The 20,804-nt window shown below is 44.9% G+C and carries 21 protein-coding genes and 1 pseudogene; 12 read left to right on the top strand and 10 right to left on the bottom strand.

Translation table 11 applies throughout. The features are described from left to right. Positions 1-228: 228 nt before the first annotated feature. The 4 genes from MSA64_RS06995 to MSA64_RS07010 form a co-directional block, all read right to left on the bottom strand. Positions 229-1,875 (bottom strand): ABC transporter ATP-binding protein, encoded by a 1,647-nt coding sequence (locus MSA64_RS06995; protein ID WP_287891117.1) that lies wholly within the window; start codon positions 1,873-1,875, stop codon positions 229-231. Then, positions 1,863-2,639, bottom strand: a complete 777-nt coding sequence (locus tag MSA64_RS07000) for an energy-coupling factor transporter transmembrane component T family protein (protein ID WP_154431255.1) — start codon at positions 2,637-2,639, stop codon at positions 1,863-1,865. Before MSA64_RS07000 ends, MSA64_RS06995 begins: the two co-directional genes overlap by 13 nt. Before the next feature lie 3 nt (positions 2,640-2,642). Continuing rightward, positions 2,643-3,245: an ECF transporter S component gene (locus MSA64_RS07005; protein ID WP_154431254.1), complete on the bottom strand. Its 603-nt coding sequence runs from the start codon at positions 3,243-3,245 to the stop codon at positions 2,643-2,645. Positions 3,246-3,353: 108 nt separating this feature from the next. Beyond that, on the bottom strand, positions 3,354-4,094 hold the full coding sequence (locus MSA64_RS07010) for a nucleoside phosphorylase (RefSeq protein ID WP_277663957.1): 741 nt from the start codon (positions 4,092-4,094) through the stop codon (positions 3,354-3,356). A gap of 255 nt (positions 4,095-4,349) precedes the next feature. Between MSA64_RS07010 and MSA64_RS07015 the strand changes: the two genes are divergently transcribed. Beyond that, positions 4,350-4,901 (top strand): cysteine hydrolase family protein, encoded by a 552-nt coding sequence (locus tag MSA64_RS07015; RefSeq protein ID WP_117523715.1) that lies wholly within the window; start codon positions 4,350-4,352, stop codon positions 4,899-4,901. 297 nt (positions 4,902-5,198) lie between these two features. Here MSA64_RS07015 and MSA64_RS07020 read toward each other — a convergent pair whose 3' ends face one another. Next, a complete protein-coding gene (locus tag MSA64_RS07020) occupies positions 5,199-7,535 on the bottom strand; it encodes a cation-translocating P-type ATPase (protein WP_287891130.1) in 2,337 nt (778 codons plus the stop codon). A gap of 123 nt (positions 7,536-7,658) precedes the next feature. After that, complete coding sequence (locus MSA64_RS07025) at positions 7,659-9,398, bottom strand: Rqc2 family fibronectin-binding protein (RefSeq protein ID WP_154431251.1); 1,740 nt, start codon at positions 9,396-9,398, stop codon at positions 7,659-7,661. Positions 9,399-9,534: 136 nt separating this feature from the next. Between MSA64_RS07025 and MSA64_RS07030 the strand changes: the two genes are divergently transcribed. The 6 genes from MSA64_RS07030 to pgsA all read left to right on the top strand — a co-directional run bounded on the left by MSA64_RS07030 (position 9,535) and on the right by pgsA (position 13,572). Beyond that, positions 9,535-10,413 carry a YicC/YloC family endoribonuclease gene (locus MSA64_RS07030; RefSeq protein WP_154431250.1) on the top strand — a complete coding sequence of 293 codons (879 nt, stop codon included), beginning with the start codon at positions 9,535-9,537 and terminating at the stop codon, positions 10,411-10,413. A gap of 21 nt (positions 10,414-10,434) precedes the next feature. Then, on the top strand, positions 10,435-10,707 hold the full coding sequence (locus MSA64_RS07035) for a DUF370 domain-containing protein (RefSeq protein ID WP_106492982.1): 273 nt from the start codon (positions 10,435-10,437) through the stop codon (positions 10,705-10,707). Further along, complete coding sequence (gene gmk / locus MSA64_RS07040) at positions 10,700-11,329, top strand: guanylate kinase (RefSeq protein WP_154431249.1); 630 nt, start codon at positions 10,700-10,702, stop codon at positions 11,327-11,329. The genes MSA64_RS07035 and gmk overlap by 8 nt, the downstream gene beginning before the upstream one ends. Positions 11,330-11,332: 3 nt before the next feature. Further along, positions 11,333-11,638, top strand: coding sequence for a DNA-directed RNA polymerase subunit omega (rpoZ, locus tag MSA64_RS07045; RefSeq protein WP_154431248.1), 306 nt, complete (start codon positions 11,333-11,335; stop codon positions 11,636-11,638). 76 nt (positions 11,639-11,714) lie between these two features. Beyond that, positions 11,715-13,052 (top strand): 30S ribosomal protein S12 methylthiotransferase RimO, encoded by a 1,338-nt coding sequence (gene rimO / locus MSA64_RS07050; RefSeq protein WP_277663954.1) that lies wholly within the window; start codon positions 11,715-11,717, stop codon positions 13,050-13,052. After that, the gene (pgsA, locus tag MSA64_RS07055; protein ID WP_022172437.1) at positions 13,036-13,572 is read left to right on the top strand and encodes a CDP-diacylglycerol--glycerol-3-phosphate 3-phosphatidyltransferase; all 537 of its coding nucleotides are present in this window, start codon (positions 13,036-13,038) and stop codon (positions 13,570-13,572) included. The genes rimO and pgsA overlap by 17 nt, the downstream gene beginning before the upstream one ends. Positions 13,573-13,669: 97 nt before the next feature. Here pgsA and MSA64_RS07060 read toward each other — a convergent pair whose 3' ends face one another. After that, positions 13,670-13,948, bottom strand: coding sequence for a hypothetical protein (locus MSA64_RS07060; RefSeq protein ID WP_277663953.1), 279 nt, complete (start codon positions 13,946-13,948; stop codon positions 13,670-13,672). Positions 13,949-13,963: 15 nt separating this feature from the next. Continuing rightward, positions 13,964-14,317 carry a hypothetical protein gene (locus MSA64_RS07065; protein WP_154431246.1) on the bottom strand — a complete coding sequence of 118 codons (354 nt, stop codon included), beginning with the start codon at positions 14,315-14,317 and terminating at the stop codon, positions 13,964-13,966. Between the two features lie 106 nt (positions 14,318-14,423). Between MSA64_RS07065 and MSA64_RS07070 the strand changes: the two genes are divergently transcribed. Genes MSA64_RS07070 through MSA64_RS07080 form a run of 3 tightly spaced genes read left to right on the top strand, consistent with a single transcriptional unit; the run spans position 14,424 to position 17,311 of the window. Then, entirely contained in the window at positions 14,424-14,615 is a 192-nt protein-coding gene (locus tag MSA64_RS07070) for a hypothetical protein (protein ID WP_277663952.1), read from the top strand. Beyond that, positions 14,596-16,002, top strand: coding sequence for a uracil-xanthine permease family protein (locus tag MSA64_RS07075; protein WP_154431245.1), 1,407 nt, complete (start codon positions 14,596-14,598; stop codon positions 16,000-16,002). Before MSA64_RS07070 ends, MSA64_RS07075 begins: the two co-directional genes overlap by 20 nt. Next, positions 15,995-17,311 carry a M18 family aminopeptidase gene (locus tag MSA64_RS07080; protein ID WP_154431325.1) on the top strand — a complete coding sequence of 439 codons (1,317 nt, stop codon included), beginning with the start codon at positions 15,995-15,997 and terminating at the stop codon, positions 17,309-17,311. Before MSA64_RS07075 ends, MSA64_RS07080 begins: the two co-directional genes overlap by 8 nt. Positions 17,312-17,546: 235 nt before the next feature. Here MSA64_RS07080 and MSA64_RS12015 read toward each other — a convergent pair. After that, a pseudogene (locus MSA64_RS12015) lies at positions 17,547-17,685 on the bottom strand (DUF6783 domain-containing protein). Between MSA64_RS12015 and MSA64_RS12190 the strand changes: the two are divergent. Beyond that, positions 17,635-17,808 carry a hypothetical protein gene (locus MSA64_RS12190; protein WP_442945316.1) on the top strand — a complete coding sequence of 58 codons (174 nt, stop codon included), beginning with the start codon at positions 17,635-17,637 and terminating at the stop codon, positions 17,806-17,808. The pseudogene MSA64_RS12015 and the gene MSA64_RS12190 overlap by 51 nt on opposite strands. A 239-nt stretch (positions 17,809-18,047) precedes the next feature. Here MSA64_RS12190 and MSA64_RS07090 read toward each other — a convergent pair whose 3' ends face one another. Next, on the bottom strand, positions 18,048-19,748 hold the full coding sequence (locus tag MSA64_RS07090) for a S8 family peptidase (protein ID WP_205839884.1): 1,701 nt from the start codon (positions 19,746-19,748) through the stop codon (positions 18,048-18,050). Between the two features lie 94 nt (positions 19,749-19,842). Between MSA64_RS07090 and MSA64_RS07095 the strand changes: the two genes are divergently transcribed. After that, a complete protein-coding gene (locus MSA64_RS07095) occupies positions 19,843-20,676 on the top strand; it encodes a S8 family peptidase (RefSeq protein WP_022172450.1) in 834 nt (277 codons plus the stop codon). The last annotated feature ends 128 nt before the right edge of the window (positions 20,677-20,804 follow it).

Raw genomic sequence — 20,804 nt, forward strand, 5'->3', positions numbered from 1 at the left:
GATGACGGTATCCGAACTTCAGGCGGCTATCCTTGAGAAGATGGCCGGAAACGGTCCGGTGACCGATCAGATGAAGAAGAGCGTAGCTGACAACATCTGGCATGATTCACTGGTAAACTGGCTGAAGAGTTTTCATTAGATGTGTAACGCGTAAATCAAAAAGTCGAAACTGAAATCACTTTTCGTGAATTTCAGTTTCGACTTTTTATATATTGTTACAGACCTCTGTCATTGTATCTGTTCCAATGCTTTCCGAAGCTGTAACGGATGTGGCATATCAAGAGCAGCCTTTTTCAATACGTCCTCTTGTACAAATACCTCCGAAGGTGTACCGTCTGCCAGTAATTGTCCATGGGCAAGAACTACAACTCTCGAAAAACACTGCGCTACAAAATCCATATCATGAAGAATCGCCAATACCAGTTTTCCCTGCTCGGAAAGACTGGCAATAATGTTCCGTATAATCTCTTTTCCACTGTAATCCTGTGCAATCGTCGGTTCGTCCAGAATAATTACATCTGTATCCATCGCAAGAACAGAAGCAATCGCAACCAGTTTCCGTTGAGAGAGTTCCAGATCATACGGGTTTTCACCCGCATAGGGAGTCAATTCTGTCAGTGCCAACGCTTCCATGGCTTTTTCCATAGCTTTTTCTTTTGGCATACCGATATTTAACGGACCAAACATAACCTCATCAATGACCTTGTACTTGAAAATCTGGTCATCCGGGTTCTGAAAAACATAACCCACCTGTCCGGCAAGAGAGGCCACCGTACGCCTGGAAATATCTTCTCCCTGGTAGAGGATTGTTCCGGCAGAAGGCTTTAACAGACCTTTCAGTAAACGTACCAGTGTGGTTTTTCCGGCACCATTTTGTCCGATAATTGCCGTAGGGCGCTGATCCAGAGACAACTGGAAGTTTTCAAAAATAGGATGATCTTCTGTATAGGAAAACTTAAGATTTCTCACATCAAATCGATTTTCTGGTGCTTCTGCCAGGACAGTATCTGCCAGCTGCGGAAGTGTAACCTTTCTTTCTTTGTCTCTTTTCAAAGCTTCTTTCACATCCTCAACAACTACAGGATACGTACCATCCGGACGAAAAATATGCTGTTCGACACAATAACGGGTTACATAGGGAGGACAAATACCTAATTCTGCAAGATCAGGTCTTGAGAAGATCTTTTCCGGTGTGTCAAAAGCAATCTGCTTACCTTCATGTAAGAGTAATATTTTGTCACAGTAAGATGCCAGTTTCTCCATTTTCTGTTCAATCATAAAAATAGTAATACCTGTTTGGGAAAGTAACTCTACTGTATGGAAAACCTCTTCGCTTCCCTGTGGATCCAGCTGGGATGTCGGCTCGTCAAGAAGCAGAATCTCCGGTTCCATGGCAAGAACAGAAGCAATGGCCACACGCTGTATCTGTCCACCGGACAGATCAAATGGGTTCTTCTCCCGAAACTGCCAGATGTCCAGTTGATGCAGAACCTTATCCAGGCGTTCATGGATCTGTTCAGCCGGTACGCCAAAGTTTTCCAACCCAAAGGCTACTTCATCCCAAACAGTATCTTTCGCTCCGGAAAGCTGGTTAAAAGGGTTCTGAAAGATCAGCCCGACTTTTTTGCAAAGTTCCGCAGTAGGTGTGGTAGCAGCAGCAATTCCATCAACAGTCACTTTACCTCCGTAAGCACCTTTGTAAAACTGAGGAACCAGTCCGCAGAAAGCCTGGCTGAGCGTACTTTTTCCCGCACCATTCTCTCCGATAATTCCAATGAATTCTCCTTTCTCAGCAGTAAAGGAGATATCATCCAACGCCAGCTTTTTTGTATGGGGATAGCGATATTTCAAATGTTCTACTTCTAAGAAAGCCATAAATAAATCCTCCCTGCCAGTGCCAGAATCAACCCTGCAATACACAGCCAGCTGAAGATCCGGTCTGCTTTTGTCTTCTGATGGGGATGCATCCAGGTTTTTAATCCTTTTGCACCAAATCCACGTACTTCCAATGCGATTGCCCGTTCTCTGGTAGCTGTCAGCGCACTCATAACAACCGGCGAGATCAGTGGGAGAAACGCCTTGATACGAACCAGAAGACTACCTTCTGTTTCCATACCGCGGCTTCTCTGGGCATCGGTGATGGTATGCATCGTCCCCATCATCTGCGGAATAATCTGAAACACAGAATTGATAATATAACCAAATCGCGGAGAAAATCCCTTTCGCTCCAACTCATCCACAAGCTCGGAAGGGCGGGTGGATAAAACGACAATTGCGAAAGACAGAAGCATATTCAGAATATTTAATCCGATATGCGCTGCATACAATAATCCTTCTTTATAAAACCTGAGAAATCCGATGGCAAACAGTACATTCTTGTTCTGTTGATTGACCAGACCATGAATCAGAAAAATTGTAAGAATAATTGTAAAAGAAAATGCAATCAGCGGCAGGGCTTTTTTAATAAGCCTGCCGCTTTTTAGCAGTACAAAACTGATTATGATCATCACTGCAAATCCCCACACTGAACCAGTCAGAAGGGGAATGCAGATTGCTGCTGCCAGATACCATAATTTGGTAAATGGATGAAGCTGTGTCAGCCAGCTTCCGTTATTTGTGTATAAACTGATGGTTTTCATAAATTAATCCAGACTTTCGATAGTTTCTTCTGTATCATACAGAGTGGTAAGTTTCTTTGGAAGACCTTTGAGAATCAGGAATACGATGATCAGTGTGATCAACTTATCCGGTACATCTACAACGATCTCATCCAGCAGAGAACCAAGTGCCAGTGGAAGTTTTGCTGCCTGTGTTGCGGCAAATACTGCATCACCCCATACGTTTCCGGTTGTTCCGCCCCAGAACAGAATGTTCAGTGGTGTGGAAACCACAACAGCTGCCAGTCCGCCCGCACATGCAGTTAACAGAGCTTTTGGGAATGTTTTCATAAATCCGATACGTGCCATGATACCGACAACGAGACCGATGAAAAGACTGGTCAGTGCATAGATCAGTGTAATATTATCACCGGTGGTAAATCCGTAGATCAGGTTGTTTGCAGCACCACAGATGGCTCCGATGATAGGTCCGCCAAGTGCTGCACCGATACAGGTTCCGATGCTGTCCAGCCATAACGGCAGTTTCAGGAAACTGGCGAACAGTTTTCCGAGATAGTTGATTCCGATACATGCCGGTATCAGAACGATGACGGCGGCATTCAGTTGTGTTTTAAAAATCTTTTTCATGATTCATCCTCCCTCGATGTGATTTTTTATCTGTATCATCAGAAATGCAGGATACAAAAGTTGTATACCATCTGTTTTTCGGATGATTTTCAGATATTTTGGTTTTGATTATTTCTGGATTCTGGTGAATGCTTCCAGCGCTGTAAGAATTTCTCTTTCTTCCCCACTCATGGAAATTGCCTCTTTGGCGGCATATTTTCCAATATCATCCGCGACAGAGGACTGAGAGGCGGCAACAACATTTAAAATCGATGCAGTACGCACACCACGAAGGGAACCGAGTACAAATAACACTGCGGTTTCCATATCAGAAGCAATTGCTCGTTTTCCGGCCCAATAACTGTAAAGTTCCGGGTTCCGATCACTATAAAGGCAGCTGTGACTGCGACAGATTCCCAGGTGATAAGGAATATTTTCAGCAACTGCACTTTCCCGACAGGCACTCAGGAGATCAAAATCAGGTATCGCAGGATACTGTGCTTCCACATAAGCAGCAGAAGTGCCATCGTCCCGGATCGCCCCGGTTACAAAGATCAGATCGCCCAGAGCACATTCCGGCTGCAGGGCTCCGCAGCTTCCAATACGGATCAGGTTATGAACACCACACTGGATCAGTTCCTCCACAGCAATCGCACAGGAAGCAGCACCTATTCCGGTAGAAGTAACCAACATTTTTTTGCCCTTATATGTGCCTTGCCAGCTACGAAATTCCCGGTTTGATGCAAGCAGTCTGGCGTCTTCCAGATGAGAAGCTACCGTATCTGCCCGTGCCGGATCTCCCGGTAACAGTACACAGTCCACATCCAGATCCTTCGGAAGACGGATATGCGGCATCAGGTTTTCAGACATAATCAAAACCTTCTTTCTAAAAATATTTGCCTGTTTACCTTAACACTTTACAACTGTCTTGTCAATTGTAAATATAAAGCAATGGAATGTTCTGCAACAGGTTACTGAATAAGAAAACAGGATTGACTTTTCCCATAGATATCTTTATAGTGAAATTCAGGTGACTGTAAGTTTACTGAACAGTTACAAATTTAGATTCTTTGTTTTGTTGATGAGATAGAAAAGCAGAATATCTAATAAAAGGAGATTTGTATCATGAATGATTTATTATTAGTAATCGATATGCAAAATGTATACCTTCCCGACCAGCCATGGGCATGTGAGACTGTAGCGCACACAAAGGCAAATATCCTGAAACTTCTGGAAAAACATCCAAAAAATCAGACTATTTTCACCCGCTATATCGCCGCCGAACACCCGGTTGGAACCTGGAAAACCTATAACGAGCTGAACCGCAAAATTAATGAAGATCCCTGGATGAATGAACTGATGGATGGAATCAAAGAAGCAGCCGAAACGTACCTCATCTACGACAAAAGCACATATTCCTCCTTTCAGGTACCCGCCATCCGTCAGGCTGCCCGAAAAGCCGACCGCATCATCCTCACCGGCGTTGTCTCCGAATGCTGTGTCCTTTCCACTTTCTTTGAAGGCATCGACCTCGGCTGCAAACTCATCTGGCTCACCGATGCCACCTCCGGCCTGAACCCGATCCTTGAAGCAGAAACCCTGCACATCTTACAGGGATTGTCACCGCTCCACGTAGAGTTCATGACAACCGAAGAGTACCTGACACAACAATCCTGATTCAGACACACTCTAGGAAATTCCGCATTAATCATCGCGATGATATATGTGATAAAATTGGAACTATTTCATTTCTTCCGGTTATTAATAAACAGCAGTAAGGAGTCGAAGCCCGGTTGGAACAACACTTTGTTGGCGGTTAGGTGAAATTTTGAAATCCTGTGCTTAGTAAGACTTGGCGCTGAGCGGCTCTCCGCGAAGAGCCTAGTCGCACTTAGCACATAGTTCAAAATTCACCTGCCAACGTTGTTCCAACCGGGCTTCGACTCCTTACTGCGTCCGTTTGTTAATACCTTTTTATTCTCCACGTTTCCTAGGATACTTTTTATCCAGCCGTTTTTCCCGTCTGCGCAACACCCGTTTCCGAATCCCCGTCACAATCTGCGAAATATACCTCAACAACGGCTCCGTAGCAACCGCAAACACGATCAGCGTCATACAACACTTCCGTGTCATCACTCCAATTCCAAACAGATTCTTCAAAAAAATCACACAGAACAACAATCCAGCCACCATAGCCGACCACACAATCCAGCGGAATACATTCATCGGTTTGCTGATTTTAAACAGAATCATCAGTCCGACAATTGCAAGCAGAAGAGTAGCAGCCGTGGAAATTTCCTCGTTTGACATTCCAAACGTCTGCCCGAATACTGTAAGGAATCCTACAATCAGTACATCCGTAAGTCCGGCCGGAAGCGCTTTTAAAAGCACATTCGTAAGGAAATGGCCTTCAATCATCTTCTTGTTCGGTTCCATTGCCAACAGGAATGCCGGAATACCAATGGTAAACATGGCCACCATGGAAATCTGAGATGGTTCCAGCGGATAGGTGATCATAAACGCCATAGAAAACAACGACAGCAGAAAGCTGAAAATATTTTTTACCAGAAACAAACTTGCAGATCGTTCGATATTATTAACGACCCGACGTCCTTCCAGTACAACCGAAGGCATACACGAAAAATTAGATTCCAGCAATACAAGCTGAGAAGCCTGTGCTGCTGCGTCACTTCCCGAGGCCATCGCAATACTGCAGTCAGCGTCTTTCAGTGCAAGTACATCGTTGACACCATCACCGGTCATTGCAACGGTTTTCCCTGCTTCTTTCAATGCACGGACAAACTGTCGCTTCTGATCCGGTGTCACACGACCGAAAACCGTATATTTTAACACTGCTCGTTTGATATCATCCGGTGTTTTTAACTGACTGGCATCGATGTAATTATCCGCATTGGCGATTCCCGCCTGAGAAGCTACTTTTGATACTGTAACCGGATTATCACCGGATATAACCTTGATATCCACACCCTGATCTGCAAAATACTGAAATGTCTCCCAGGCTTCTTTACGGATCGGATTGGCCAGCAATACAAGACCATAAGGAATCACTGCTTCTGTCAGTGCTTTTCCGTCCGGAGTTCCCTCGTATCGACCGAAAACCAGGACACGATAACCCTCGCTTCCATAAGATTCTATTGTTTCTTTATATATTTCATAATCATCCCGAAGAACAAATTCCGGTGCACCAAGCACATAAGAAGTCGTATGAAAAGTAGCACTGCTGTATTTGAAAGCGGAAGAGAATGAAGTTACTGAAGTAGCTACCTGTCCGCTTCCCTGTGTAAAATATTCCTGCATTGCTGCCATTGTAATGTTATCTTTTGACATAGCTTGGGCAAAATCACCCAGCAGTTCTTTCAATGGGGGAAGTTCTTCTTTATCATATGGTTCCAGAGAAACCACATCATGAACCTTCATGGTATTTTCGGTAATGGTACCGGTTTTATCAACACACAGCACATTGACCCTGGCAAGCGTCTCGATACACTTCATATCATGTACAAGAACTTTTTTCGTGGCCAATCGCATTACACTGACTACCAGAGCTACACTGGCCAGCAGATATAACCCTTCCGGAATCATACCAATGATGGCCGCAACCATAGCCTGCATACTGGTCTTGATGGAACTGTCGCCAAGCAGATACTGCTGTCCGAAAAGAACAATACCAATCGGAATGATCAGAAATCCAACAATCTGAACCAGTTTATCCAGGGAACGGATCATCTCAGACTGTTCCCCTTCTTTGGTTGCCTTTGCTTCCAGTGTCAGTTTTGAGATATAAGAGTCTGCACCTACCTGTTCCAGTCGTCCGAGACAGGAGCCGGAAACAACAAAACTTCCGGACATCAACGTGTCCCCGGGTTTTTTGGTGATCTCATCAGATTCACCGGTCAGAAGGGATTCGTTGACCTGTACCTCCCCGTCAATCAAAGTAGCATCGGCACAGATCTGATTTCCCGCCTGAAATTTTACCACATCATCCAGCACCGCCTGTTCTGCGGGAAGCGTCTGAAGCTTTCCTTCACGCACAACAGGAGCTTTAGGCGCATTCAACACACTCAACTTGTCCAGTACTTTCTTGGAACGGATCTCCTGAATAGTACCAATTAGAGTGTTACAGATAATGACCGGGAGAAAAGTCAGATCACGAAATGCACCGACCAGAAGCAGCAGAACTGCAATCACAAGAAAAATCAGGTTGAAATACGTAAATACATTGCTGATAATAATTTCCTTGGTCGTCTTGGAAGGAGAATCCACCGGGGCATTGCTCCATCCTTTTTCCATCCGTTCTTTCACCTGTGCCTGAGTAAGTCCGGTATCCGCGGTTGTCTCAATCCGTGCAACCGGTTTTCTCAGGATCTTTGTTTCCTGAGAATCCTTTGTTTTCTTCAATGGCGTTGCCTCCTTTTACTGTATCTGTTGAAGTCCCGTAATGTCCGGTTCGATCAGAAGGGAGTAGTTTGTGTAATATACAACAAATCCCGGTTTCCCGCCGGTTGGCTTCCGGAGATTTTTCTTCTGTGTATAATCAATTTCCACCTTCGGTGCCTGTCTGCCCTTGGAATAGTAAGCTGCCAGCTTTCCTGCTTCTTCAAAGGTGCGATCCGGAAGTTCTTCATTTTTTGATTTTACGATCACATGGGATCCCGGCTGCCCTTTGGCATGGAACCACCAGTCATTGCCGGAAGCAAACTTAAAAGAAAGCTCATCGTTCTGAAAATTATTTTTGCCGACATAGATATCATATCCATCGCTGGAAATATAATGATATGGACGAGAGGTGACTTTTACTTTTTTTCCTCCTGTATTTTTCCGCTTTACATATCCATATTCCATCATTTCTTCTTTGATCTGTACAAGATCTTCTTCCGATGAGGCAATATCAAGAGAAGCGGCAATGGATTCCAGATGCTTGATCTCATCTCCGGTTTCCTGCAACAGTGTATCCAGTGCTCCCTTGGTTCGCTTTAACTTGCTGTATTTATCGAAGTATTTCTTGGCATTTTCCTGTGGGGTCATCGTTTCATCCAGTGGAATCTGAATCATTTCATTGGTGTAATAATTCAACGCCTCCATGGACTTTGCACCGGGCTCCACTTCATAGCCGTAAGTATTCAGCAGCTCTCCCCAGACACGGTATTTTTCTTTTTTCTCTGTATCCTTCAACTGTTTTTGCTGTAACTGATATTTTTTTACATTTCGCTCCAGTGCATTCTGTACGATTTTTCGCAGATCTACTGTTTTCTGACGCATCTTTGTGACAATATTTTTTTCAGCATAATATGTCTCTAACACCGGGAAGATCGATGGATAAGAGACAGCACGGTAATCCTGATACTGAGACAGTGGAAAGCAGGCAAATTCTACCGGCTCTTTTCCTTTATATATAATGTTTGGTTCGAAATGCCCGTCCCTGATGTCATCTACCATGCGAAGAAAAGTATGTGCCAGATGTACCCGCTCCACATCCTCAAGTCCGTCGGTTGGAATACCGCCATCGATGCCGGCGCGATAGCAAACTTCTTCTGCCATCAGAGGACTGATTCCCGTGATAGAAGTGTAGATTGCTTTTGCCACATTCACAGGACGCGGAAAAATCTTTTCCTGAAAGATTTCTTCCGTTAATACAAACGGATTCAGTTTTGACTGTGTTTCCGGTATAAAATACGGACGCCCGGGAAGGACTTCTCTCACAGAACTCATATGAGCTGACACATGTTTGATACTGTCGATGATCTGATCCTCTTCGTTACAGAAGATAATGTTGCTGTGCTTTCCCATGATCTCCACAATCAGATATTTGGTACACAGATCACCGAGTTCATTCAGATGTTCAATAGTAAAACGGATGATCCGCTCCATACCCGGCTGTTCAATCGCGATGATCTTGCCACTCCCGATATGTTTTCTTAACAACATACAGAAGTTGGGTGCCGTCAGTGGACTTGGTTTATTAGTTTCCGTCAGATAAATCAGCGGGAGAGAAGCACTGGCTGATAAAAACAGACGGTACTGTTTCCGCTGATTTTTAATGGTTATGATCAACTCATCATTTTCCGGCTGGGCGATCTTGTTGATCTTACCGCCGGTGATGGTCTGATTTAATTCTGTTACAATATTTGCAATTGTGATCCCGTCAAAAGCCATAAAAACACACTCCTTCTTTGAATATTTTTATTATAACAGAAAAAAAGGATTTGACTAGGGTTTTGTAATGACTTATAATAAAAACATATGCATATTAAGCAATAATTAAGGAATTATTTAAGGTGAGAAAACTATTATGATTAAAAGTATGACAGGATTTGGAAGAGCCGAGGCACAGGACGAGCAGCATAAATTTACGGTCGAAATCAAATCTGTAAATCATCGGTATCTGGATTTTAACATCAAGATGCCGAAAAAGCTCAGCTTTTTCGACAGTGCAATCCGTACACTGTTAAAAGAGTACATGCTGAGAGGAAAGGTCGATATCTTTATCAGTTACGAGGATTTTACACAGTCTCACATGATTTTGCAGTATAATCATGAAGTAGCCAGCCAGTATATGGCATATTTTAAGAAGATGGCAGATACCTTTGGTATCTGTAACGACATCACCGCAGCGGAGCTTGGCAGGTTCCAGGATGTATTTACAATGGAAGAAGTGGATTCGGATGAAAAAGAATTATGGGGACTTCTGGAACAGGTACTCCGGAAAGCCTGTGAACAGTTTGTTGAGACACGGAAGACGGAAGGGGAGAACCTCCGGACTGATCTTTTGCAGAAACTTGATCAGATGTTTGAAAAAGTTGGAATGGTGGAGGAGCGTTCACCGCAGATTCTCCAGGAGTACCGGCAGAAACTGGAAGATAAGATGAAAGAACTGTTAAGCGATACACAGATTGAGGAAAGCCGAATCGCGTCAGAGGTTATCATCTATGCAGACAAGATCTGCACAGATGAAGAAACAGTTCGTCTGAAAAGTCACATCCGTCATATGAAGGAAGTACTCGCCGATGGTGAAGGCATTGGCCGAAAACTGGATTTTATTGCACAGGAGATGAACCGGGAGGCGAACACCATACTGTCCAAGGCAAATGATCTGGAAACATCCAATCTGGCAATTGACCTGAAAACAGAGATTGAGAAAGTGCGGGAGCAGATTCAGAATATTGAATAATCCGCAGAATGAGGGCACGCAATGGCCGGTTTTATTAATATCGGATTCGGTAATATAGTCAACCGTGACAAAATAGTTGCCGTAGTCAGTCCGGATGCTGCTCCGGTCAAACGAATGGTGCAGCAAGGAAAAGAAGAGAAGATAGTGATCGACGCTACCCAGGGGAGGCGAACAAAAGCAGTACTTGTCACCCAGGAAGGATTTCTGGTGTTATCGGCATTACAGCCGGATACTATCGGAAAGCGTCTTCATGCAGAAAAAATTATAGAAGAAAAAGGTGATCTGGATGAGTAAAAAAGGAAGTCTGGTAATTATTTCCGGTTTCTCAGGTGCCGGAAAAGGAACAGTAGTCAAAGAACTAATGAAGAACTATGAATGTTATGCACTGTCCATCTCGGCGACTACAAGGAATCCGCGGCCGGGAGAAGAAAACGAACGGGAATATTTTTTTAAGACAAAAGAAGAGTTTGAAGAACTGATCCGTCAGGATGCGCTGTATGAATATGCACAATATGTAGATAATTATTACGGCACACCGAAAGCTTATGTAGAAGAACAGCTGGCTGCCGGTAAAGATGTCATTCTGGAAATTGAAGTGCAAGGTGCCTTGAAAGTAAAAGAAAAGAATCCGCAGGCTCTGTTATTATTTGTAACCCCGCCATCTGCGGAAGAGCTCAAACACCGTCTGATAGATCGTGGAACGGAAACCATGGACGTGATCAACGACCGTATGCGCCGTGCTGCGGAAGAATCCGAGATCATGGATCATTATCAGTATCTGGTCATCAACGATGATCTGGATACTTGTGTAAAGGAAGTTCACCAGCTGATTCAGAGCCAGCACCTGAAGGTCTCTGAGAATCTTGATCTGGTTGCTGATATACAAAAAGAACTCAAAGAAATGAAAGGAGAATAAATTATGATACATCCATCTTATACAGAATTAATCCAGGCAGTAAACAAAGACGTTGAGGAGATCGATACTCCTGTATGCAACAGCAGATATTCCATCGTTCTTGCTACCAGCAAACGTGCTAGACAGCTGATCGCAGGTGCGGAACCGATGGTAAGTTATTCGCTGAATAAGCCACTTTCTATCGCCGTAGATGAGGTTTATAAAGGAAAAGTAACTATCATCCCGGACACTGAAGATGTAGAAGAAGCTGAGGCAGAAGCAGCTCTTGAAAAAGAACTGGAAGCGGAAGACAAAAACGCAGAAGAATAATCAGGTCAATAAGAGGGGATGCTGCATGAGCGTGCTGGCATCTCTTTTTTAACCAATGGAAAGGATTTATTAATCTATGTATATATTTTTCATGTCTCTCGGATGTGACAAGAATCTGGTTGATTCAGAAGAGATGCTGGGGGCGCTGGTAAGCCATGGATTCGAAGTGACCGATGATGAATCGCAGGCAGATGTGATTGTCGTCAATACCTGTTGTTTCATCCATGATGCAAAAGAAGAAAGTATTCAGGCGATTCTTGAGATGGCTGACTATAAAACCAAAGGCAATCTGAAAGCATTGATTGTGACCGGCTGTCTTGCTCAGCGTTACAAAGAAGAGATCACAAAAGAGATCCCGGAAGTAGATGCCGTTCTAGGTACTAACAGTCAGGCAGCTCTTTTAGATGCCGTTGATGAAGCCCTGAAAGGAAAAGTAAGTCATGTATTTACACCACTGGAGGGCATACCGCAGATGCCCGGCAAGCGTATGATCACAACCGGCGGTTTTTATGAGTATCTGAAGATAGCCGAAGGATGTAACAAACACTGTACTTACTGTATCATTCCGAAAATCAGAGGAAACTATCGCAGCGTTCCCATGGAAACTCTGATTGAGCATGCAAAACAGCTGGCAGAACAAGGCGTCAGGGAACTGATTCTGGTAGCCCAGGAAACCACCATCTACGGAACAGATCTTTATGGTAAGAAATCACTGCACCTGTTATTAAAAGAGCTCTGTAAGATTCCCGGAATTGTCTGGATCCGTGTTCTGTACTGTTATCCGGAAGAAATCTATCCGGAGCTGATCGAGACGATTCGTGATGAGAAAAAAATCTGTCATTATCTGGATCTGCCAATCCAGCACGCCAGTGATAAAATCCTGAAACGAATGGGAAGACGTACTTCAAAACAGCAGCTGATCGACATGGTTTCTACTCTTCGCAGAGAGATCCCGGATATTGTCCTTCGAACCACGCTGATTACCGGTTTTCCGGGAGAAACTCAGGAAGATCATGAGGAACTGATGGAATTTGTGGATCAGATGGAATTTGACCGTCTTGGTGTATTTACGTATTCTCCGGAAGAAGATACACCGGCAGCAACTATGGAGGACCAGATTCCGGAAGAAGTCAAACAGGATCGCCAGGCAGAACTTATGGAACTGCAGCAGGAAATTTCTCTGGAACGAGGAGAAAGCTGTGTGGGAAAAGACTATCTGGTGATGATAGAGGGAAAAGTAGCAGATGAAAATGCTTATGTGGGACGTACGTACGCAGATGCACCGGGCATTGATGGTTATATGTTTATCAATACCGGAGAACTTCTGATGTCTGGTGATTTTGTAAAAGCACACGTAACAGGATCCCTGGAATATGATTTGATAGGAGAGATTGCAGATGAATACACCGAATAAACTTACGATGCTTCGTATTATTTTGATTCCGTTTTTTGTAGTATTTCTTCTTGGAAATTTTAGCACCTGGTCCAAATGGATGGCACTTGCTATCTTTGTTATAGCAAGTCTGACTGATATGCTGGATGGCTATCTGGCGCGACGGGATAATCTGGTAACTAATTTTGGAAAGTTCATGGATCCACTGGCAGACAAACTGCTGGTTTGTTCTGCCATGATCTGCCTGGTTGATATGTCCCGGATCCCGAGCTGGATCGTTATCATCATCATCGGACGCGAATTTGTTATCAGTGGTTTCCGACTGATCGCTTCCGACAATGGCGTAGTTATCGCAGCTAATTACTGGGGCAAATGTAAAACTGTCTGCCAGATGTTTATGATCATCATTCTGATTGCAAACCTGGGTGGTGGTTTTGTGATTGTGGAGCAGATTCTGATCTATGCTTCTTTGATCCTGACCGTAATTTCTCTGATCACATACCTGTGGCAGAACCGCAGTGTTCTTTCTATGCAGGAATAGAATACAACAACTGAAAATTATAAAATATAAAGAAGAGATATTTGTGGAGTAATTACAGATATCTCTTCTTTTTAAATCTTCCGATAATTTTATCGTTTTATTCCCTCCGAAGCATTTTCATCATCGACAAGATCCGATCCATTTTTGCAATTTCCTGTGATGATTTTCCTTTTTTTAACACCTTTGTAATCATATCCATCTCTCCGGGGCTGAACTGCAGTCCATTTTTCTTTGAATTGGCTGCTGCGGACATTAAAAATGCAAGCATTTCGTTCTGATTTTTTTTACTTCCCTGTTGTATCAGAGACTGTAACAGTGCCATCTTAGCCGGATCAATTCCTTCCAGTGTCGAATCCTTCATCCATTCCTGAGTCATAAAACTTTTACCTCCTTATCCAAGCGGATCTGCAGGTTCCTTAGGCATCTGCAAAATCTCCAGTGCGTGAAAGGCAAATAAGATCTGATCAATCATTTCTTTCTGGCTTTCACCTGCATACGTTCGAAGCTGCTGCAGAATATCCAGTGGCTGCGAAGTTCCGGACTCTTCGGACATCATCATCAGTTCTGCAGGACCTCCGGAAAACATTGCAATTGTATGGGAAAGTTCCATCATTTTTGCATACAAAGCAAAAACCCGCTGTGCATCTGCCGGAAAATAAGGGACGGCGGCTTTCAGCATCTGTAAAGAATCCTGAGCCAGCATCTGATCCAGAGGTGTCATCGGAGCTATACGGTCTTCATTCATATAATTTCCCCGTTTTTTCTACTATCTTATGCTTCACATCGGAAAAAGAGAAGCCGGCTGCATAAGATATAAGCAGGAATGTGACTTTTGAAAGGAAGTATCCGGTATGGAAAATCAAAAAAGAAAGACGCAAAAACTTGTTATTGACGGAAACGCACTCTACGAACTGGATATCGAATGTCTGGAGCGAAAACCGAAAGGAATTCCCTTGCAATCCACCAGAAATACCCCTATAATAGAACAGGCAAAAAATAATACAATAAGAAAAAGGAGACGTTATGACAAATCAAACAAATGATGTGATTCGCGATGCCAAACAACTCGGAATCCCCAAAATGTTGATCCTTGGTCTGCAGCATATGTTTGCCATGTTCGGTGCAACCATTCTGGTTCCGATTCTGGTAAACAGCTATTTTACAGATGCCTGTGGCGAAGGTCCGACACACGGACTGACCGTCGCCGTAACGCTGTTCTGTGCAGGTTTCGGCACTTTGTTATTCCATGTGTGCTCCAGGTTCCAGGTTCCTGCATTTCTTGGATCATCCTTTGCTTTCCTTGGGGGATTTTCAACAGTAGCCAACCTGAACACCGGTATGTATGCAACCATGAGTGTTAATGACAAAGCTGCATACGCCTGCGGTGGTGTGGTTGTAGCCGGTTTGATGTATCTGGTGCTTGCTCTGATCATTCGTCTGGTGGGCGTAAAACGTGTGATGAGGTTCCTTCCTCCGGTAGTAACCGGACCGGTCATCATCTGTATCGGACTGACTCTTGCCGGTTCTGCGATCAATAATGCTTCCACCAACTGGTTTCTCGCACTTGTTGCTCTGGCCGTAATTATCATCTTTAACATCTGGGGAAAAGGTATGTTTAAAATTATCCCGATACTGATGGGGGTTGTGATCTCATACGTGGTTGCACTGATCATGAACGCGATGGGAATTACCAATCCGGACGGCTCTGCCATCCTGAACTTTTCTTCTGTAAGTACTGCAAACTGGATAGGTCTTCCGCCGATGCAGTTCGCAAAATTTGACGTGACTGCCATCCTCGTTATGGCTCCGATCGCTATCGCAACTATGATGGAACACGTAGGTGATATGTCTGCCATCTCTGCGACGGTTGGGAAAAACTTTCTGGCAGAACCCGGACTTCACAGAACACTGCTTGGAGATGGTCTTGCTACAGCTCTGGCAGGCCTTCTCGGCGGACCGGCCAATACCACCTACGGAGAAAATACCGGCGTTCTGGAACTGAGCCGTGTACATGATCCGCTGGTTATCCGTATCGCTGCATGCTTTGCGATCATCATCAGCTTTATCCCGAAAGTATCCGCCATCATCAGTACCATGCCATCTTCAATCATCGGTGGTGTCAGCTTTATGCTGTATGGTATGATTTCTGCAATCGGTGTGCGTAACGTGGTGGAAAACAAAGTAGACCTGACCAAATCAAGAAACCTGATCATCGCAGGTGTCATCTTTGTCTGCGGTCTTGGATTCAGCAATGGTATCACTTTTACCATCGCAGGCACTCCAATTACCCTGACAGCACTTGCTATCGCAGCAATCGCAGGTATTCTGCTGAACATCATTCTGCCGGGCAACGACTACGAATTCGGTGTCAATGAAACCGGAGATGAAAACCGTGGAATTCATGCAAGTACAGGTAAAAAAAATGCATAATATGACAACAGAAAAATTATTTTCTTTCATTGAAAACAGTCCGACTGCATTTCATGCGATCGAAGCGATGCGATGCAGACTGAAGGCAGAAGGCTACCAGCCACTTCTTGAGGGATCTGACTGGAACTTGCAGGCAGGTGGAAAATACTATGTGATCCGCAACGGCTCATCCATTATTGCCTTCCGTATCCCGGCAAAGGAGTGGAAAGGCTTTCAGATCATGGCAAGCCACAGCGATTCCCCGATGTTCAAGATTAAAGAGAACCCGGAGATAGAGGCAGAAGGACATTATGTAAAACTGAACGTAGAGAAATATGGCGGTATGCTCTGCGCTCCGTGGTTTGACCGTCCGCTGTCCGTAGCTGGCCGCCTGGTAGTGAAAGACGGAGAGCAGATTGTCACAAAACTGGTGGATGTTAAAAAGGACCTGGTGATGATACCAAGCCTCGCGATCCACATGAACCGTGATGCCAACAACGGCGTTCCGTTTAATCCGCAGAAAGAGCTCCTTCCTCTGTATGGAGATGAAAACGCAAAAGGAACCTTTATGGAACAAATGGCAGCACTTGCCGGTGTTGCCCGGAAAGATATTCTGGCACACGATCTTTATGTATACAGCCGGACTCCCGGTACTGTATGGGGTGCTTCGGGAGAATATATTTCCTGCGGTCGTCTGGACGATCTGCAGTGTGCATTCTCGTCACTGGAAGGTTTCTTACAGGCACAGGACGGAGAAAGTATTCCGCTTCACTGTGTCTTTGACAATGAAGAAGTGGGAAGTTCCAGCAAGCAGGGGGCTGCTTCTACATTGCTTCGCGATACGTTGATCCGCATCTGTGAAGCAATGGGAAAAAACCAGTCCGCTTACCGAAAATATCTGGCAAACAGCTTTATGATCTCCGCAGATAATGCTCATGCCGTACATCCAAACTATACAGATAAGGCGTGTCCGACCAACCGTCCGTATATGAATGGAGGTATTGTGATCAAATACAGTGCCAATCAGAAATATACTACAGACGGCATGGCCGCAGGTATCTTCCAGGAAATCTGCAAACGGGCAGATGTACCATATCAGACCTTTTTAAACCGTTCTGATATGGCAGGTGGCTCTACCCTTGGTAATATCTCCAACACACAGGTAGCGTTAAATACCGTAGATATCGGCCTTCCACAGCTGGCCATGCATTCACCTTATGAAACCGCAGGAAGTGAAGATACCGGATATCTGATCCGTGCTGCTGCCTACTTCTTTGAGAGTTCGATCTGCGAGAGTGGTTATGGAAGCTATACAATCAAACACATATAATCATGCATGCGACATGCTGATATAACTATTCTATATTGTCAAAAGGCAGGTGCGTAACCATTGAACGTACCTGCCTTTTAGTACATTGCATACCAGGATTTCCGATCTCTTTTCCCCGGACTCCCGGCAATAACTGTCACGTGTCATCCTTTGACTTAATTCACATCACACTATTATGTAGATATACGCCTGCGGCAGGGAACAGACACCGCAGGCGCAGGGAATAATACAATTATTAACGAAACGATGTACTAGAGCGTGTCTGAAAAATCATTTCCGCAATCTGCAAGCCCCACTTTGCGGTATATTTTACCCTCATTCGGATAAAATTTCCCACAAAGTGGGACTCGCAGCTCACGAAAAACCTTTTTCAGACACGCTTAGAAGCAGCCGTTTCCGCATCCGCCGCAGCACAGAAGGATCAGCAGAATCAGGCAGCAGTTGTTGTCATTGTTTCCGCAGCCACAGCCATCATTGTTTCCGCAGCAAGCCAGTAGGATCAAGATCCAGAGAATGCAGCTACAGTTTCCGTTTCCGCCCCAGAAATTAAACAGTCCGTTTCCATTGCATCCATTGTTGCATCCGCCGTTACATCCATTGTTACATCCACAGTCCCGTTCGCATCCGCAGTTTGTAGCAGTGATATCACTCATTGAAGTATTCCTCCGTTTAGGATTGATTACACTTCATCTTATGGAATGGACATACAGATGGTTACGGATTCACCAAAAAGTTTTTAAGTTGTGGAAATCGCACGAAACACCTGATAAACGTCCAGAGTTCCATATCCCCATTCCCGGTTGGGATAAAAAAGATCCGGATTCCTGATTGCTCCGCGAATCAAAAGATTCTTCATCTCATAGGTTGACAGATAGCGGGGAACCGGCAATTTCTGTCCCCATTCCATCAAAAGAGCACAGCTTCCCGCTGTCAGGGCAGCAGCAACACTCGTTCCGTCCCGCTGTACATAACTGTCCCTGATTCCCGGTCCGGACACCTTCACCCCCGGGGCACAAAGGTCCGGCTTGACCTGTTGATTTCTTGTATAGCCACGGCCGGAATTGAGATAGATACTTTTGCTGTAAGCATCGTAAGCCCCTGCGGTAATCACATATGGGGAATTTCCCGGTGCTGTGATGGTTGTATAAGGATCCGGCATAAGAAAGATGATATTCGAAGACACAAATCCACTTATGGGAAGCCACAGATGGAATTCACTTCTGGTATTACCGGATGCATATACCTGTATCGTCCAAATTCCCGGTGTGGGCATAACAAAACGAAGAAAAATAAGCTGACTGCCGGAAGTACTCTGTATTACTTCATAATATAGTTCAATGTGGGTACGATCAAGAAAAAGCGGAATATTCTGCATCTGTCCAAGCCTTGCCGGTATCCGCGGAATTATCTCCCCGGAAGGAGAGCGAAAGCCTACCGAGAACAGTTCCGGTGGAAAGCCCCACAGTTCTGCAAAGAATCCAGGACAGCCCTCGGGAACCAGAATTTCCACAGATGTGGGCTGGGTATATCCTGTAACATTACCCAAATAATGATGTGCCTTTCCTGCTTCATTTCCCGCTGCAGTAACGCAGACAATTCCCGGAACCGTATCCAGTCTCCGTAAAGTGAGATCAAGGGGGGTATATCCCATATGATCTCCCTGGTTACTCCCCAGTGCCAGACACAACACCAACGGCAGCTGCAGGCGTTCTGCCAGTTCCACAAGATACTGAATTCCCGTCATAATATCATTTTCCTGATATACCGGTTTCTCTCCGGAATAAAAATAAAAATTTTGAAGCGGCTGTTTTGCTTCCTTTAGCTTCACTGCCGCAATCTGAGCCTCATTGGCTGCTCCGATGAATTCCTGCTGCCGGTTTTCACTTCCGGCAGCTACCCCCGCTATAAAGGTTCCATGTCCTTCCGGATCTGTCACCGGCACAAGGGAAAGAGGATTTTCCAGATTTACTGCCTCTTGGATCTGTTCTGCCGTATAGACGGTCCCATACCCGAAAGGTCCGTCCCCGGTGGAAGAGGGCACTGTCTGATCCCAGATTTCCACGATCCGCGTCTGTCCATCTGCTGATAAAAAAGCCGGATGCGTATAATTGATTCCCGTATCCACAAATCCCAGTAACACATTTTTTCCATGAAGATTCAGCCCTGGTTGATTTTGTGTCTGTAGGATTCCGCTGACTTCCAGACTGGTTGTATCCAGAGGAACATACAGATTCGGAACCAGACTGTACACAAACCGTATATTTTCAAGAAGTCCATTCGGCCGAATCGGTATATGGATCACTACAAACTGATCGTTGATCACAGTAGGTTCATACGGAGCAATGATCTGCTGATAGAATTCCTCGTCAATTTTTCCGTAAGGAAGGATCAGATCTATTCTGTCATTTGCATAGATAGCATCCTGGTGCTGACTCATATCATACCTGTTGGTCTTTTTTTTACTATATGCACCGTTTCCACTTTCCCTTTCACCTTTTATATCATACCATAGAAAAAAGGCCGGATTTTCTATGTACACAAATACATGGACAGGAACCGGTATTGGCGTTGCCATTTTAGATACCGGACTGTATCCCCATATCGATTTTGGTGAACGGATCCGGGGATTTCAGGATTTTCTCGGACACCGTCCTTACCCTTATGATGACTCCGGACACGGAACACATGTGGCAGGAATTCTTGCAGGCGACGGAACAGCCAGTGACAGACGCTATCAGGGTGTTGCACCCGGGTGTCACCTGGTTGCTGCAAAAGTACTCGACAGGCGTGGAAACGGACGCTTACAGGATGTTTTACGGGCACTCCAGTGGATCTCTTTCAATCAGAACCTCTATGGAATACGAATCATCAATATTTCTGTGGGCGCTGCCGCAATGGATTCAAAAGCTGCCGCACGACTGATAAAAGCAGTGGAACAGGCATGGGATCAGGGCTTTGTTGTGGTGACCGCAGCCGGTAATATGGGACCTGCATATGGAAGTGTCACAGCCCCGGGCAGCAGTAAGAAAGTGATCACTGTGGGAGCAAGTGATATGCTGGACCGGATCAGTTCTGTCTCCGGTGCCGGTCCCACAGCAGAATGTGTCTGCAAACCGGATCTGGTGGCCCCCGGGGCAGATGTGATCTCCTGTGCCAACAAAAGAAACAGCTATGCCATCAAAAGCGGAACATCAATGTCCACACCAAGAGTTTCGGGAGCTATTGCTTTGTTGTTACAGAAAGATCCTTTTCTTACAAATGTGGAAGTAAAAATGCTGCTGCGGGAATCCTGTTTGGATCTCGGATATCCAAGAAACCGCCAGGGATGGGGAAAACTGGACATTCAAAAACTTCTTGCACTCTAAACAGACATGGCACCAAAAACAGAAGGTGCAGGGATTCAAGCAGTTATAACCATCGAACCACCTTGACATAAAAAGTCCGTGGTTGCACGAGACCTTGGCGACTGCCGCGATAACTATGAGAAACTCGC

Source organism: Oliverpabstia sp. (assembly GCF_022785585.1).
Taxonomy (GTDB): domain Bacteria; phylum Bacillota; class Clostridia; order Lachnospirales; family Lachnospiraceae; genus Oliverpabstia; species Oliverpabstia intestinalis.

What these genes read in the sequence shown, in the direction of transcription:
- MSA64_RS07090 (WP_205839884.1), bottom strand. Translation starts at nt 19,748, where the DNA reads ATGAGTCAGCACCAGGATGCTATCTATGCAAATGACAGAATAGATCTG.
- MSA64_RS07070 (WP_277663952.1), top strand. Translation starts at nt 14,424, where the DNA reads ATGGAAAATCAAAAAAGAAAGACGCAAAAACTTGTTATTGACGGAAAC.
- MSA64_RS07035 (WP_106492982.1), top strand. Translation starts at nt 10,435, where the DNA reads ATGGCCGGTTTTATTAATATCGGATTCGGTAATATAGTCAACCGTGAC.
- MSA64_RS07005 (WP_154431254.1), bottom strand. Translation starts at nt 3,245, where the DNA reads ATGAAAAAGATTTTTAAAACACAACTGAATGCCGCCGTCATCGTTCTG.
- MSA64_RS07030 (WP_154431250.1), top strand. Translation starts at nt 9,535, where the DNA reads ATGATTAAAAGTATGACAGGATTTGGAAGAGCCGAGGCACAGGACGAG.
- MSA64_RS07060 (WP_277663953.1), bottom strand. Translation starts at nt 13,948, where the DNA reads ATGACTCAGGAATGGATGAAGGATTCGACACTGGAAGGAATTGATCCG.
- MSA64_RS07080 (WP_154431325.1), top strand. Translation starts at nt 15,995, where the DNA reads ATGCATAATATGACAACAGAAAAATTATTTTCTTTCATTGAAAACAGT.
- MSA64_RS07015 (WP_117523715.1), top strand. Translation starts at nt 4,350, where the DNA reads ATGAATGATTTATTATTAGTAATCGATATGCAAAATGTATACCTTCCC.
- rpoZ (WP_154431248.1), top strand. Translation starts at nt 11,333, where the DNA reads ATGATACATCCATCTTATACAGAATTAATCCAGGCAGTAAACAAAGAC.
- MSA64_RS06995 (WP_287891117.1), bottom strand. Translation starts at nt 1,875, where the DNA reads ATGGCTTTCTTAGAAGTAGAACATTTGAAATATCGCTATCCCCATACA.
- MSA64_RS07020 (WP_287891130.1), bottom strand. Translation starts at nt 7,535, where the DNA reads ATGGAAAAAGGATGGAGCAATGCCCCGGTGGATTCTCCTTCCAAGACG.
- MSA64_RS07000 (WP_154431255.1), bottom strand. Translation starts at nt 2,639, where the DNA reads ATGAAAACCATCAGTTTATACACAAATAACGGAAGCTGGCTGACACAG.
- gmk (WP_154431249.1), top strand. Translation starts at nt 10,700, where the DNA reads ATGAGTAAAAAAGGAAGTCTGGTAATTATTTCCGGTTTCTCAGGTGCC.
- rimO (WP_277663954.1), top strand. Translation starts at nt 11,715, where the DNA reads ATGTATATATTTTTCATGTCTCTCGGATGTGACAAGAATCTGGTTGAT.
- pgsA (WP_022172437.1), top strand. Translation starts at nt 13,036, where the DNA reads ATGAATACACCGAATAAACTTACGATGCTTCGTATTATTTTGATTCCG.
- MSA64_RS07065 (WP_154431246.1), bottom strand. Translation starts at nt 14,317, where the DNA reads ATGAATGAAGACCGTATAGCTCCGATGACACCTCTGGATCAGATGCTG.
- MSA64_RS07075 (WP_154431245.1), top strand. Translation starts at nt 14,596, where the DNA reads ATGACAAATCAAACAAATGATGTGATTCGCGATGCCAAACAACTCGGA.
- MSA64_RS07095 (WP_022172450.1), top strand. Translation starts at nt 19,843, where the DNA reads ATGTACACAAATACATGGACAGGAACCGGTATTGGCGTTGCCATTTTA.
- MSA64_RS07010 (WP_277663957.1), bottom strand. Translation starts at nt 4,094, where the DNA reads ATGTCTGAAAACCTGATGCCGCATATCCGTCTTCCGAAGGATCTGGAT.
- MSA64_RS07025 (WP_154431251.1), bottom strand. Translation starts at nt 9,398, where the DNA reads ATGGCTTTTGACGGGATCACAATTGCAAATATTGTAACAGAATTAAAT.